The sequence below is a fragment of the bacterium genome, assembly GCA_030685015.1.
Taxonomy (GTDB): Bacteria; CAIWAD01; CAIWAD01; order CAIWAD01; family CAIWAD01; genus CAIWAD01.
The window spans coordinates 17,018-30,270 of record JAUXWS010000054.1; the positions used below are offsets into that span (position 1 = coordinate 17,018).

Here is a 13,253-nt window from a genome sequence, read left to right on the forward strand (position 1 = left end):
CTTCTCACAGGGTACTCAGCTCGGTGGGGGCCTCTCCTTCGGATGGGAAGAAGGTCTGGTGCAGCTGACGGGTCAGGCCCAGGTAGGTGCGACGCAGGTCGCCCAAGTCCACCGGCACGCGCAGCTCCACGTTGTAGAACTGCCGGTGCTGGCGGGGACCCATGCTGATGCGGATCTTGGCGCCCGTCATGCCCACCACGTAGGCGGCCCCCAGGTCGTCGTCGACGTTGAGGTCGAGGGCCACGTCGCACCTGAGTCCGGCCACCTGGTTGAGCAGGCGGTTGGAGGGCAGGCGCAGGGCGTTGAGATCGTCGTCCGCCCAGGCGAGGGCGTGGGAGATGAGGCGGGAGTCGATCCAGTTCTTGAAGGTCTCGTGGAGAAAGGTGTGGATGCGCACCGGGCCATCCTCCCCGGTGGTGAAGTGCCGCAGATGCACCAGCACGTGGCGGGCCGCCTCGAAGCAGGTGGGGTCGCGCGGCATGACCACCAGGATGGGGCCCTGCCGCGCCAGCTCCTCGAAAAAGCTGACCGGCACCGGCTCGCGGGCGGTGTAGCGATGATGGGTGGCGGCGTAGAGATTGGCCAGCCTGCCCCTAATTCCCGTCGCGCTCATTTCTTGCCACTGGCTCCACGCGCTTGGTCTTCACCAGACCGATGCGATGCCGCTTCATCGTCATCACGGTGAAGCGCCAACCCAGATGCTCATAGGTGTCGCCGGCCTTGGGCACCTCGCCAGCCAGCTCGTAGATGAAGCCGCCCAGGGTCTCGTACTCCTCGGCCGTGGGCAGGATCTCCTCCTCGAGCAGGGCGTTGACGTCCTCCAGCAGCATGCCGGAATCGATCACCCAACCTTCGTCCGCCGTCCGCCGCCAGGGCGGGGCCTCGGCGTCGAACTCGTCCTGGATCTCCCCCACGATCTCCTCGAGGATGTCCTCGAGGGTGACCAGGCCGGCGGTTCCGCCGTACTCGTCCACCACGATGGCCATGTGGATGCGGTTGGCCTGGAACTCGCGCAGCAGCTCGTCGATCTTCTTGCCCTCCGGCACAAAGTAGGGCAGGCGGGCAAGCTGATCAAGCGCCGGCAGGGCCTCGCGCTGGTGCAGGAAGGGGATCAAGTCCTTGGCGTAGAGCACGCCGATCACATTGTCCACCCGCTCCCTGTACATGGGGATGCGGCTGTGCCCCTCGCGGCGGATCAGGTCCACCGCCTCCTCCAGGCCGGTGTCGTGGGCAAGGCAGATCATGTCGATGCGCGGCACCATCACCTCGCGCACCGTGGTCTCGCCAAACTCGAAGATGGAGTGGATCAGCTCCTTCTCGTCCTCCTCCAGGCTCCCCTCCTCGGCGCCCACCTCGAGCAGGGTCTTCAGCTCGCCGGGGGTGAAGGGGACGCCGTCCTCGTCCTTGAAACGGCGGCGGACGACGTTGGTGATGGCGAGGATGGGCTTGACCAGCGGCCAGAGCAGCACCTGGGAGAGCTGCAGGGGCAGCGCCGCGGCCCGCGCCAGCTCCACGTTGTGCCGGAAGGCCAGGGCCTTGGGCGTCACCTCGGAGACGATGAGGAGGGAGAGGGTCACGAAGATGATGGTGACGGGGATGACCAGCTCGAGGGAGAGGCCCACCGACACCGCCCAGTGGTGGGCCATCAGGGTGGCCAGGGTGGCGGCCGCCGTGTTGGCCACGGTGTTGCCCACCAGGATGGTCACCAGCAGGCGCTGGGGCTTGCCCAGCAGATGGGCGACCCGCCGACCGGGCGCGCCGCCATCCTCCCGCTGCTGCTTGATCTGCAGCTTGCCCAGGCTGAAGAAGGCCGTCTCGCTGCCCGAAAAGAAGCCCGACAGCACCAGCAGCAGGGCGAAAAGGACCAGCTCAGCCAGCATGGCGGCCGCCTTTCAGCCAGGACTCGATCCCCGGCAGGAGATCCAGGCCGGCCAGCAGCTCGTCCTCGCGGGCGCGCATGCGCCGCCGGCGCGACGGATGGTCGTCGCGCCAACCGCACAGGTGCAGCACGCCGTGGATGGCCACCCGGGCCAGTTCGCGGCGGGGCGTCTCCCCGTAGTCCACGGCCTGCTCCACACAGACTTCGGGGCAGATGAGGATGTCCCCCGAGACCTCACCCGGCGGGGCCTCGTACTGGAAGCCCAGATGGTCGGTGGCCTCGTCCAGGCCATGGAACTCGCAGTTGGCGGCCCGCATCTCCTCCGGATCGAGCAGGGCCAGGGTCAGCTCGCGGGGGCGCACCCCCTCGGCGGCGAGGGCATGGCTCACCACGCGCCGCAGCAGGCGACGGTTGACGCGAACCCGTGATCCGGAAAGGGCGACGTCCAGCCGCCCGCTACTTCGTGAATCGGGATCGTCCAGTTCGGGCTGGGGGAAAGGGTGGGGGTCGGCGCCGTCAGCTTTCGGTCGTTGTCGTGGCACGGCCGTCGTACTCCTCATAGGCGTGAATGATGTCACGGACCAAACGATGGCGAACTACATCGGCCTTTTCAAGTTCGACGAAGGCCACGTCGCGCACTCCGCGCAGGATCTGCCGGATCTGAACCAGTCCGCTGCGCCCCGGATCGACCAGGTCGATCTGCGTCACGTCGCCGGTCACCACGGCGCGGCTGTTCTGCCCCAAGCGCGTGAGGAACATCTTCATCTGGCCGGGAGTGGTGTTCTGCGCCTCGTCCAGGATGATGAAGGCGTTGTTGAGCGTTCGTCCCCGCATGAAGGCGAGGGGCGCCACTTCCACAATCTGCTGCTCCACCAGGCGGGCCATGCGCTCCGGCTCCATCATGTCGAAGAGGCTGTCGTAAAGCGGGCGCAGGTAGGGGTCCACCTTCTCCTTGAGGTCGCCGGGCAGGAAGCCCAGGTTTTCCCCCGCCTCCACGGCCGGCCGGGTGAGCACGATGCGTTGCACGCGGCGCTCGACCAGCGCGGCCACGGCCATGGCCACGGCCAGGTAGGTCTTGCCCGTGCCGGCCGGGCCGATGGCGATGGTGACCAGGTTGGCCCCCGCCGCCCGCACCAGCCTCTCCTGGCCGGCCGTGCGCGTCCGGAGGGGACCGGTGGGCGTGTTGACCACGACTGAGAACTGCCCGGGATCGGCGTCCGCCACCTGGCCGGCCATGGTCAGGCGCAGCACGGTGTCCACGTCCTCCAGCTCCAGCAGGCCCTTGCGCCGCGCGATGGCCGCCATGTCCCCCACGGCCCGCCGCAGCAGGTCGACGTCGCTGCGGCAGGAGACGATGCGCAGATCCCCTCCGCGCAGGGCCAAGCGCGCCGAGAAGACCTCCTCGATCTTGCGGATGTGGACGTCGCCCGGGCCGAAGAGGGCCTGGGGCTCGAGACCGTCCAGCGCCAGCAACAGGCTTTCGTTGTCCATCAGGCTCCCGGATTGGCGGGCCGCCGCCGCCCGGCTCATGCCTCCCCGCCCCCGTCTCCGGCCGTGCTTCCGCCACGCAGGGCGATGTGCAGCTCGACCAGCTGGCGTTCATCCACGCGGCCGGGGCTGCCGTCCATGGGCGAGGCGGCCCGGTTCGTCTTGGGGAAGGCGATCACGTCGCGGATGTTGTCCGTGCCCCCGAAGATCATGACGAGGCGGTCGAAGCCGAAGGCGCAGCCGGCGTGGGGCGGCGTGCCGTAGCGGAAGGCCTCGAGCAGGAAGCCGAACTTCTCCCGTGCCTCCTCGTCGGAGATGCCGAGCATGGTGAAGACGCGGGCCTGCATCTCGCGCTCATGGATGCGCACGCTGCCGCCCGCGATCTCCTGCCCGTCCATCACCAGGTCGTAGCCGCGGGAAAGCAGCTCGGCGGGGGCCACGCCCGCCTCCAGCTGTTCGCGCTTGGGCTGGGTGAAGGGATGGTGGGCCGCCACCAGGCGCTGTTCCTCCTCGTCGAACTCGAACATGGGGAAGTCCGTCACCCAAAGCAGGCGGTGGCGGGAAGAGTCCACCAGTCCCTCCTCGCGGGCCAGGCGCAAGCGGATGTTGCCCAGCAGCTTGCAGACGAGGCGGAACTCGCCCGCCGCCAGGATGAGCAGATCCCCCGGGGCGGCGCCCGCGGCGCGGGCCATCTCCTCCAGCCAGGCCTCGCCCGTGAACTTGGCGATCTGGCTGGACAGGCCCTCCTCCGTCCAACGCACCACCACCACGCCCTGACCTCCCAGGTGGCGGGCGTAGTCCTGCAGGCCGTCGATCCGTTTGCGGCTGAAGGCGGCGGCCAGGCCGGGGAAGACCAGGCCGCGCAGCACCCCGCCGCCCTGGACGGCCTCCTGGAACACGGCGAAGCCCGAGCTCCCGGCCAGCTGGTCCAGGGGGCGGATCTCGAGGGGAATGCGCAGGTCCGGCTTGTCGCTGCCGAAGCGGTCCATCGCCTCCCGCCAGGTGAGGCGGGGCAGCGGCAGGGGCAGCTCCTCGCCCTTCAACTCGCGGAAGAGGGCGGCCATCACCTGCTCGGCCGCCTCCTGCACGTCGGCCTCGTCGCCGAAGGACAGCTCAAGGTCGATCTGGGTGAACTCGGGCTGGCGGTCGCTGCGCAGGTCCTCGTCGCGGAAGCACTTGACGATCTGGAAATAGCGGTCGAAGCCCGCCACCATGAGCAGCTGCTTGTAGGTCTGGGGACTTTGCGGCAGGGCGTAGAAGCAGCCGGGATGGATGCGGCTGGGCACGAGATAGTCGCGGGCCCCCTCCGGCGTGGATTTCATCAGGACGGGCGTCTCGATCTCGAGGAAACCCAGGCCGTCCAGGGCGCGCCGCACGGTCTGGGCCATGCGGTGGCGCAGCAGCAGGAAGCCGGCCTTGTGCGGCCGGCGCAGGTCCAGGTAGCGGTGCTTGAGGCGCAGCTCCTCGCCCGCCGTGTCCTCCGCCTCGAGGGTGAAGGGCAGGACGTCGGCGGGGGAAAGCAGCTCCAGCTCCGCGGCCACCACCTCCACCTCGCCCGTGGCCATCTCCGGGTTGGCCATGGCGCCGGGGCGGCGCCGCACCGTGCCATACACACGGATGACCGACTCCATGTGCAAGCGCCCGGCCCGCTCCATCAGCTCGGGCTGCTCCGGCTCGAAGACCACCTGCGTCATGCCGTGGCGGTCGCGCAGATCGAGGAAGCCCAGGCCTCCCAGGTTGCGCACCCGGTTGACCCAGCCCGACAGCTGCACGGCCTGGCCCTCGTGTCCCGCCCTCAGTTCCCCGCAGGTGTGGCTGCGCATCATGATCCCGTCTCCCGCTATTGGCGGCCGGCCGCGACGGCGGCCCATCAAGAAACCCCGCTTCGCCATCCGGTGAAGCGGGGCCGGAAGGATTTCCTTCTCCATGCAGCGGAACCGGTCGGGGACCGGCCGCTAGATCAAGCCCTGACGGCGCTGCTCGGACATCATCTTGCGTTGCTTCCGCTTGGCCGCGTTCAGCATCCGCTTGCGGATCTCCGAGGGCTTGTCGTAGCGCTGCTTGCGCCGCAGTTCGCTGAGGATGCCCGCCTTCTCACAGGATTTGGTGAATCGCCGGAATGCCCGATCAAAAGGTTCCCCCTCGCGAACACGAATATGCGCCATGCCGTCACCCCCTTCCAGCGCATTAGCCCAAAGGGCAGCAAGAGTAGCATCTGGAATTGGTCGCTGCAAGGCAATGAGGAACAATCGGCTATTTTCCGAACAGAGAAGCGTTGCAGCCTGCTGGGGGCTTTGGCAACTTGCGGCATGAGTCTGGAGCATCGCATCGAGGGCTGGCGGGAGCTGGATCCCATGGCCCGGCCGGGACCCGTCCTGCGCGGCTTGATGCTGGCGCTGGCGGCCGTCTACCTGTTGCAGGGGCCCCTGGAGCTGGAGCGCTGGGCCATCCTCCGTCCCGAGGAGGCGCTGCTGCAGGGCCGCCTCTGGCAGCTGCTCAGCTACGCCCTGCTTCATCAGGGCCTGCTGCACCTTCTCTTCAACCTGCTGGGCCTGTGGGTCTTCGGCACGGAGCTGGAAAGAGTCTGGGGCTCCCGGCCCTTCCTTTACTATCTCGTCTTCTGCGCAGTGGGAGCGGGGCTGGCCCACAGCCTCATCGATCCCTTCATCAGCGGCGAACCGGTGGGCGTGGCGGGCGCCTCGGGCGCCGTGTACGGGCTGATGGCGGCCTATGGCCTGCTCTTCCGTTCGCGCAAGCTCTTCTTCCTTGGGATCATCCCTGTGCGCGCCGGCGTGCTGGCCCTGGGATTCGCCGCGCTGGCCATTTTCTCCGGCGTGTTCCAGAGCGGGGACGGCGTGGCCCACGTCGCCCATCTGGGCGGCATGATCAGCGGCCTGGGCCTGTTGCTGGCGGCGCCGGTCCGCAACCAGTGGCGCTTGTGGCGGCATCGGCGGCGCATGCTGCGCCATTTGCGGCGCAAGGGCGGCAACGACCCGTCGCCCGCCACCCGGATCGCTCCGGGGGCGGACCTCTCCCGGATCGAGGCCCGCCTGGACGAACTGCTCGACAAGGTGTCGCGCCAAGGCCTCGAGGCCTTGACCGGCGAGGAGCGGGCTTTCCTCGACGAGGCTTCGGCTTGGCTGCGTGAACGCCGGAAGCAGGGCCGATGAAGCGGACAACCAGGCTGGTGCTGCCGGCCCTTCCCCGCGAGGGTGGCTGGGTCGATCTGGATGACGGGAAGAGCCACCACCTGCTGCGCGTGTTGCGACTGGCGGAGGGCCAGGATCTGGAGGTCCTGGATGGCGCCGGGGGCTTGGCCACGGCCCAATTGACTGTGGATGGTCGGCGGGTCCGGCTGCACTGCCAGCCCCCCTGGAGCCTGCCCCACCCTTCCCCGCGGCTGGAGGCCTGGATGCCGCTCATCCGCCCGGAGCGCCTGGAGACGGCCGTCGAGAAGTTGACCGAACTGGGCGTGGCGCGGATCCTGGTCTACTCCAGCGAGCGGACGGGCAACCAGCGTCGTCCGCCCGAGCTGGCCCGCCTGTGGCGCCTGATGGATGCCGCGCTGGAGCAATCAGGCAACCCCTGGCGGCCGGAGCTGACTGCGGTCGTTCCGCTGGCCGGGCTGCTGGCCCAGGTGGAGCCGCCCCTCCTCGTCGCCGGGCGGGACCACGCCGTCGCCGGGCCTTTTCCCGAGAGGCTGCCCGGCAGGCTGGCCCTCCTCGCCGGTCCCGAGGGCGGCTTCTCCCCAGATGAGGAGCTTCTCCTGGCCGGGCGCGTCCTGGGCCGGATCAGCCTGGGCCAGCATGTCCTGCGGGCCGAGACGGCCATGATCGCGCTGGCCGCCGCGGTGCAGGCCCGGGCCAGCATCCATGAAAAGTCTTGATGATCATGAAACTTCGGCCCCGGATGCGGGTCGGTTGGTCCCTGCAGTTAACCTATTGGCACGGAGGATAGAGATGAACGATCGACACGGCCCCGGCGCGGGCTGGATGGTGGTGGTGGCCTTGCTGGCCGCCGGCGCCCTCCAGGCCGCGCTTCCGGTCACGGAGCACGTGCTGGCCAACGGCATGCGCTTCCTCATCATCGAGGACCACACCGCGCCCAGCGTCATGGGCGCTTGGGTGGCCCACGTGGGGTCCAGCAACGAGGTCCCCGGCCAGACGGGCCTCACCCACCTGCTGGAACACATGATGTTCAAGGGCTCCCACACCATCGGGACCAAGGACCTGGAGAAGGACCTGTCCCTCCTGGCGCGTCAGGAGGAGCTGAAGGAGCAGATCCGCCGCCGCAGCCGCGAGCTGCGCCTGCAGGTGCGCCAGGGGCAGCAAGCCAGCCTGGCGGAGGCCCAGAAGAAGGACCCGCTCTGCCAGCAACTGGAGACGGAGTTCCAGCAGCTGGTCGCCGCCCAGCGGGAGAACATGATCCCCAATGAGTTCGACCAGATCATGCAAAAGAATGGGCAGCTGTTCGGCAACGCCTTCACCAGCGAGGACATGACCGCCTACTTCAACGTCCTGCCCGCCAACAAGCTCGAACTATGGTTCTGGATGGAGTCCGACAGGCTGATCAACCCTGTCTTCCGCGAGTTCTACGCCGAGCGCGATGTGGTCTACGAGGAGCGCCGCATGCGCACCGAATCCACCCCGACGGGCGTGCACGAGGAGGCCGTCAACGCCATTTTCTGGCAGGCCTCCCCTTACCACTGGCCGGTCATCGGCTGGCCCAGCGACGTCTCCGAGCTGAGCATGGCCCAGGCCCAGGACTACTACCACACCTGGTACGGCCCCGGCAACGTCACCGCCATCCTGGCGGGCGACCTGGACACGCCGGAGGCGATCCGTCTCGCCGAGCGCTACTTCGGACGCATGGAGGCGCGGCAGGATCCTCCGCCCCTGGTCACGCTGGAACCGGTCCAGCTGGGCGAAAAGCGCTACACGGGCGTGGCCGAGGTCAACCCCACGGTCAACTTGCGCTACCACTGCGGCGGCTTCAAGCACGTCGACTCCGGTGTCCTGGAAGTGGTCGCCTCGCTGCTCAGCGGCGACACCGGGCGCCTGCAGCGCAGCCTGGTGCAGGAGGGCCGGCAGGCGGTGCGGGCCTGGGCCTACTACGAACGCAACAAGCATGAAGGAGCCTTCCAGGTGGAGGCCGAGGCCGCCGCCGGAGTTGGCAACGAGGCCCTGGAGGCCGCCCTCGACGCGGAACTGGCCCGCCTGGTGGCGGAACCCGTGCCCGACCGCGAGCTGCAGAAGGTCAAGAACACCTGGTTCGTGGACACTTACCGCGCCCAGCAGAGCCCCATCCGCGCCGGCTTCGAGTTGATCATGAACGCCGGCATGGGGGACTGGCGCGAGCAGGAGGCCTATGCCGCCCGCATCCAGGCCGTCAGCGCCGCCGATGTGCAGCGCGTGGCCGGCGCCATGCTCCGCCCGGAGAACCGCATGGTGACCTGGTGGGTGCGCCAGGAGGGCGCCGCCGCCGGTCCGGCTGACGAGCTGGCCTCCCTCCCCGCCGAAGTGCAGGGCATGGCCCGTCAATTCAAGACACAAATGGGCTTGGTGACGGACCGGGACATGCTGCAGAGCATCCTGGCGCAGCTGGCCGCCGAGGAGCCGGAGGATGAGCAGCAACGGCACTTGGGCCAAGTGCTGATGGGAGTCGTCGAGGCGCGGCTGGCCGCGTTGGAAGCCAAGGAGGAGAATCGATGAGAGCGCATGCGATCCTGCCGGCCCTCCTGCTGGCCTTGCGGCTGGCCGTGCCGGCCGGGGCGGCGGCCATCGCCGGCCATCCCGACCAGCTCAGCTTCCCCCCCCTGGTCTACCACCCGCCCGTGGCCAAGGAGTACCGCCACCAGCTGAAGAACGGTGTCACCGTCTTCGTCGTGGAGGACCGGCGCGTGCCCCTTGTCGACGTGGCCTTCCACATCCGCGCCGACAACAAGCAAGTGCCGCGCCACCTGGACGGCCTGCACGGCGCCGCCTTCGTATTGATGACCAGCGCGGGCAGCGGCAAGCACGACGCCACCTGGATCGAGGAGGAGACGGCCTTTCTGGGCGCGCGCCTGGACAGCCGGCCGGACACCTTCGGGGGCATCGTCACCCTCCAGACCCTGACCAAGGATCTCGACCGCGGCCTGGACATCGCCTTCGAGCTGCTGCGCGATCCGCGCTATCAGGAGGACCGGGTCCGCGAACTTCAGGACCGTGTGCTCGCCTCCTTCAAGAAGCGCAACGACTCGCCGGAGGATCTGGAGCGCGCCGAGTGGAGGCGCCTGATCTACAACGATGAGGAGTACCGGCCGGGGACGCAGGCCAGCATCGAGGCGATCACGCCGGCGGCCCTGCGCCAGTGGCACGACCGTTGGGTGCAGCCCCGCCATCTGGTCATCACGGTCAGCGGCGACGTCACCGCCAAGGACATCCTGCCCCGCCTCGAGAAGCGCATGAAGGACTGGCGGGGCGAGGAGCAACGCTTCACCAGTCCGGAGCCGGGTTACGCCGTCGTGGCGCCCGGTGTCTATCTCATCCACAAACCGGTCAACCAGTCGCGCGTGCGCTGCTTCCTGCCCGGACTGGATCGCGACGACCCGCGCTGGCAGGCCGCCTGGCTCATGAACGAGCTGCTGGGCGGCGGCGGCATGTCCTCGCGCCTGCTCAACCGCATCCGCACCGAGGAGGGCCTGGCCTATTCCGTGGGCAGCCAGCTGGAGGAGCGCGAGTTCGGCCGTGGCCTGTTGTGGGCCGCCTTCCAGACCAAGACGGAGAGCACGCAGTACGCCATGAGCCTGCTGGTCGAGGAGTTGGAGCGGATGGCGGCGGGCAACATCGACGAACAGGCGCTGGCCGATGCGAAGAACCAGGTCATCCTGGCCTTCCCAACCTGGTTCTCCAGCGCCCAGGCCATTGCCGGCAGCCTGGCCGACGAGGAGCTGAGCGGCCGAGCCAAGAGCAATCCCGGCTACTATCAAGACCTGCGCGACAAGGTGGCGGCGGTGACGGTGGAGGACGTGCGCGCCATGGCCAGGGACCTCCTCCGCCCCGGCCAGCTGATCTGGCTGGTGGTGGGGGACGCCGCCGCCGTCACGCGTCCAGACGAGGCCAAGGGATTGACGCTGGAGCGCTTCGGGCCGGTGACCCGCCTGCCACTGCGCGATCCCATGACCCAGGAGCCGCTGCCTTTCGACTGAACAAGACCCTGATTGAGTTGGACCTGCAAGGGGCGGCCGGCGGCCGCCCCTTCGATGTCCAGCCCGCGCTGGGTTCTGATGCGGCTAACGCAGCAGGGTGAGAGGGATTGCTTCCCGGGCCTGGTCGTCGCGGACAAGCAGGGCCCAGAACCGGCCGGAAGGCCAGGCGGCGCCGTCCAGGAAGAGCTGGTGGGGACCGGGACGCAGGTGGTCCAGCTCCCGGCGCGACACGAGGCGGCCGCCGGCGTCGCGGATCTCCAGGTGGCTGCCATCAGCCGCCAGATCGAGGGCGAGTGTGCAGCCCGGATTGAAGGGATTGGGCCGGGCCCCCAGCAGGTGCCGGCGGGGCCTGAAGGGCTGTTCCACAAGGGGCGGCAGCGGCAGTTGGGCCGCCGCCTGCTCCTGCAGCCAGAGGGCGCGGGTGGTCGGGTTGGTGGCGTGCTGGTCCAGCGTGTAGCCGCCGATCAGGCTGCGGCCGGTGGCCAGCGGACGTCCGGCCGCGGCCGCCAGGCCCTCCACCAGGGCAGGCAGGTCGTTGACATAGGTATGGCTGTTGCCGATGAAAAGCACGGCCAGGGAGTCCTGCCCCCGCGCGGGGCCGGCCGGCGACAGCCCCAGCAGCAGTCCCAGGCAGCAGGCGGTCGCCCGGCGCATCTCAGGTCTCCAGCAGTTCCCGGGCGACGTCCAGCACGGCCTGGACGGTCATGCCCAACTCCGCCATGACCTGATCGGCCGGGGCGCTGAGCCCGAAGCGTTCGATGGAGAGGACGCGGCCGTCAAGGCCTGTCCAGCGGTGCCAGAGGGCGCCCGAGCCCGCCTCGACCGCCAGGCGGCGCCGGCAGGCGGGGGGAAGCAGCTCATCCCGCTGCTGGCGCGGCATCGCCGCGAAACGCTCCAGGCAGGGCACGGACAGCACGCGCACGCCGCGACCCTCCGCCGCCAGGCGTTGCGCCGCGGCAACAGCCAATTGCACTTCGCTGCCCGTGGCCAGGATGACCAATTCCAGCGGCGCCTGCTCGCGGCACAGCACATAGGCTCCCTGGCGCACGCCCTCTCGCCGCGACGCGGCATCACCGCCCAGGGCGGGCAAGGCCTGGCGGCTGAGGGCCAGGGCCGTGGGCCCGCGACGGCGGGCGAGGGCCTCCTCCAGGGCGGCGGCCGTTTCTTCGGCATCCGCCGGGCGGAACACCTCCAGGCCGGGGATCAGGCGCAGGGAGGAGAGCTGCTCCACCGGCTGGTGGGTGGGGCCATCCTCCCCGACCCCGACCGAGTCGTGGGTGAACCACCAGATGACCGGCAGGCCGGCCAGGGCGGACAGGCGCAGGGCGGGTCGCAGGTAGTCGGAGAAGACAAGGAAGGTCGCCCCAACGGGGCGGAAGAGGCCGTCATAGGCCAGGCCGTTCATCATGGCGCCCATGGCGTGCTCGCGGATGCCGACCCGCAGGTTGCGTCCAGCCAGGCGGCCCGGCAGGATCTCCCCCCCGCCGGCGATGTAGTTGAGATTGGAGCCGAAAAGGTCGGCGCTGAAGGATTGAAGCAGCGGCTCCCCGGCCGCCAGATGCTGCAGGGCCGTCTCGGCGGCCTTGCGCGTGGCCAGGGCCGTGCCGGGCGCGAAGTGGGGGACGGGGGCGGGCATGGGGCGACGCCCCGCCAGCACCTCTTCAAGCTCACCTGCCTTCTCCCCCTCCGCGGTCTGCCAGGCCCGCCGCTTCTCCTCCCAGGCCCGTGCCGCTGTCACCAACTCCTGCTTCCGCTCCCGGAAGGCCGTCCTCAATTCCTCCGGCACGTGGAAGTCTTCCGGAGGCAGTCCCAGTCCGTCCTTGGCCTTCCCGCGGAAAGTGGCGCCACTCTCGCCATGGCCCTTGGGTGTCCCCGCCACCTCGGGAATGCCGCGGGCGATCTGGGTGCGGGCAATGACCAGCACCGGTCGCGGCGACCTCCGGCTACTCTCCAGGACGGCGGCCAGCGCCTCCACGTCATGGCCGTCCACCTCCTCCACCTGCCAACCGCAGGCGCGATAGCGGGCCGTCGCCTCCATGCTTTGGGTCTGGCTGGCGGGAGCGTCCAGGGTGACGTCATTGGCGTCCCAGATCAGGGTCAGACTGTCCAATCCCAGGTGGCCGGCCAGCTCGGTGGCCTCCAGGGCCACGCCTTCCTGCAGACACCCGTCGCCGGCCAGGCAGAAAACCCGCCAATCCAGCAGGGGGTGGGCCGGACTATTCCAACGGGCGGCCGCCAACTTGCCCGAAAGGGCCATTCCCACCGCATTGGCCACACCTTGACCCAGCGGCCCGCTTGTCACCTCCACGCCCGGCGTGTGACCGAACTCGGGATGGCCGGGCGTGCGGCTGCCCAGGCGCCGGAAGGCTAGCAGATCCTCCCGCGCCAGATCAAAACCGGCCAGGTGCAGCCAGCTGTAGAGGAACATGCTGCCGTGTCCGGCCGACAAGATGAAGCGGTCGCGGTTGACCCAACGGGGGCGGTCGGGGTCCAGCCGCAGGATCCGGCCGAAGAGGACGGCTCCGATCTCGGCGGCCCCCAGGGGCAAGCCCAGATGACCGGATTTGCAGGCGGCGACGGCGTCGATGGCCAGGCCGCGCGCCACGGCGGCGGCCAGATGGAGGTGCGTTTGGCTCAGGGGCATGGTTCATCCGTCTTCGTGGGCGTGACGGAGATCAAGTTAAGGAAGGAGGGCCT

Annotated in this window: 12 protein-coding genes; 4 read left to right on the top strand and 8 right to left on the bottom strand. The window is 69.2% G+C overall.

Features of this window, described 5'->3' with window-relative positions; translation table 11 throughout:
- Positions 1-4: 4 nt before the first annotated feature.
- The 6 genes from Q8O14_07070 to rpsU form a co-directional block, all read right to left on the bottom strand.
- Positions 5-613 carry a hypothetical protein gene (locus Q8O14_07070; protein ID MDP2360496.1) on the bottom strand — a complete coding sequence of 203 codons (609 nt, stop codon included), beginning with the start codon at positions 611-613 and terminating at the stop codon, positions 5-7.
- Entirely contained in the window at positions 594-1,880 is a 1,287-nt protein-coding gene (locus Q8O14_07075) for a hemolysin family protein (GenBank protein MDP2360497.1), read from the bottom strand. The genes Q8O14_07070 and Q8O14_07075 overlap by 20 nt, the downstream gene beginning before the upstream one ends.
- Positions 1,870-2,421, bottom strand: coding sequence for an rRNA maturation RNase YbeY (gene ybeY / locus Q8O14_07080; protein ID MDP2360498.1), 552 nt, complete (start codon positions 2,419-2,421; stop codon positions 1,870-1,872). Before ybeY ends, Q8O14_07075 begins: the two co-directional genes overlap by 11 nt.
- Complete coding sequence (locus Q8O14_07085) at positions 2,396-3,409, bottom strand: PhoH family protein (GenBank protein ID MDP2360499.1); 1,014 nt, start codon at positions 3,407-3,409, stop codon at positions 2,396-2,398. The genes ybeY and Q8O14_07085 overlap by 26 nt, the downstream gene beginning before the upstream one ends.
- Positions 3,406-5,193, bottom strand: a complete 1,788-nt coding sequence (aspS, locus tag Q8O14_07090; protein ID MDP2360500.1) for an aspartate--tRNA ligase — start codon at positions 5,191-5,193, stop codon at positions 3,406-3,408. The genes Q8O14_07085 and aspS overlap by 4 nt, the downstream gene beginning before the upstream one ends.
- Before the next feature lie 129 nt (positions 5,194-5,322).
- Positions 5,323-5,532 carry a 30S ribosomal protein S21 gene (gene rpsU / locus Q8O14_07095; GenBank protein ID MDP2360501.1) on the bottom strand — a complete coding sequence of 70 codons (210 nt, stop codon included), beginning with the start codon at positions 5,530-5,532 and terminating at the stop codon, positions 5,323-5,325.
- Positions 5,533-5,676: 144 nt separating this feature from the next.
- On the opposite strand from rpsU, the gene Q8O14_07100 reads away from it, so the two are divergent.
- From Q8O14_07100 to Q8O14_07115, 4 genes are all read left to right on the top strand, one after another.
- Entirely contained in the window at positions 5,677-6,537 is an 861-nt protein-coding gene (locus Q8O14_07100; GenBank protein MDP2360502.1) for a rhomboid family intramembrane serine protease, read from the top strand.
- Complete coding sequence (locus tag Q8O14_07105) at positions 6,534-7,253, top strand: RsmE family RNA methyltransferase (GenBank protein MDP2360503.1); 720 nt, start codon at positions 6,534-6,536, stop codon at positions 7,251-7,253. Before Q8O14_07100 ends, Q8O14_07105 begins: the two co-directional genes overlap by 4 nt.
- A gap of 73 nt (positions 7,254-7,326) precedes the next feature.
- On the top strand, positions 7,327-9,078 hold the full coding sequence (locus tag Q8O14_07110) for a pitrilysin family protein (GenBank protein MDP2360504.1): 1,752 nt from the start codon (positions 7,327-7,329) through the stop codon (positions 9,076-9,078).
- Positions 9,075-10,556: a pitrilysin family protein gene (locus tag Q8O14_07115; protein ID MDP2360505.1), complete on the top strand. Its 1,482-nt coding sequence runs from the start codon at positions 9,075-9,077 to the stop codon at positions 10,554-10,556. The genes Q8O14_07110 and Q8O14_07115 overlap by 4 nt, the downstream gene beginning before the upstream one ends.
- Before the next feature lie 84 nt (positions 10,557-10,640).
- Here the strand turns inward: Q8O14_07115 and Q8O14_07120 are convergent, their stop codons facing one another.
- Together Q8O14_07120 and Q8O14_07125 are read right to left on the bottom strand one after the other, a co-directional pair.
- The gene (locus Q8O14_07120) at positions 10,641-11,210 is read right to left on the bottom strand and encodes a hypothetical protein (GenBank protein ID MDP2360506.1); all 570 of its coding nucleotides are present in this window, start codon (positions 11,208-11,210) and stop codon (positions 10,641-10,643) included.
- Between the two features lies 1 nt (position 11,211).
- Positions 11,212-13,200, bottom strand: a complete 1,989-nt coding sequence (locus tag Q8O14_07125; GenBank protein ID MDP2360507.1) for a transketolase — start codon at positions 13,198-13,200, stop codon at positions 11,212-11,214.
- Between the last annotated feature and the right edge of the window lie 53 nt (positions 13,201-13,253).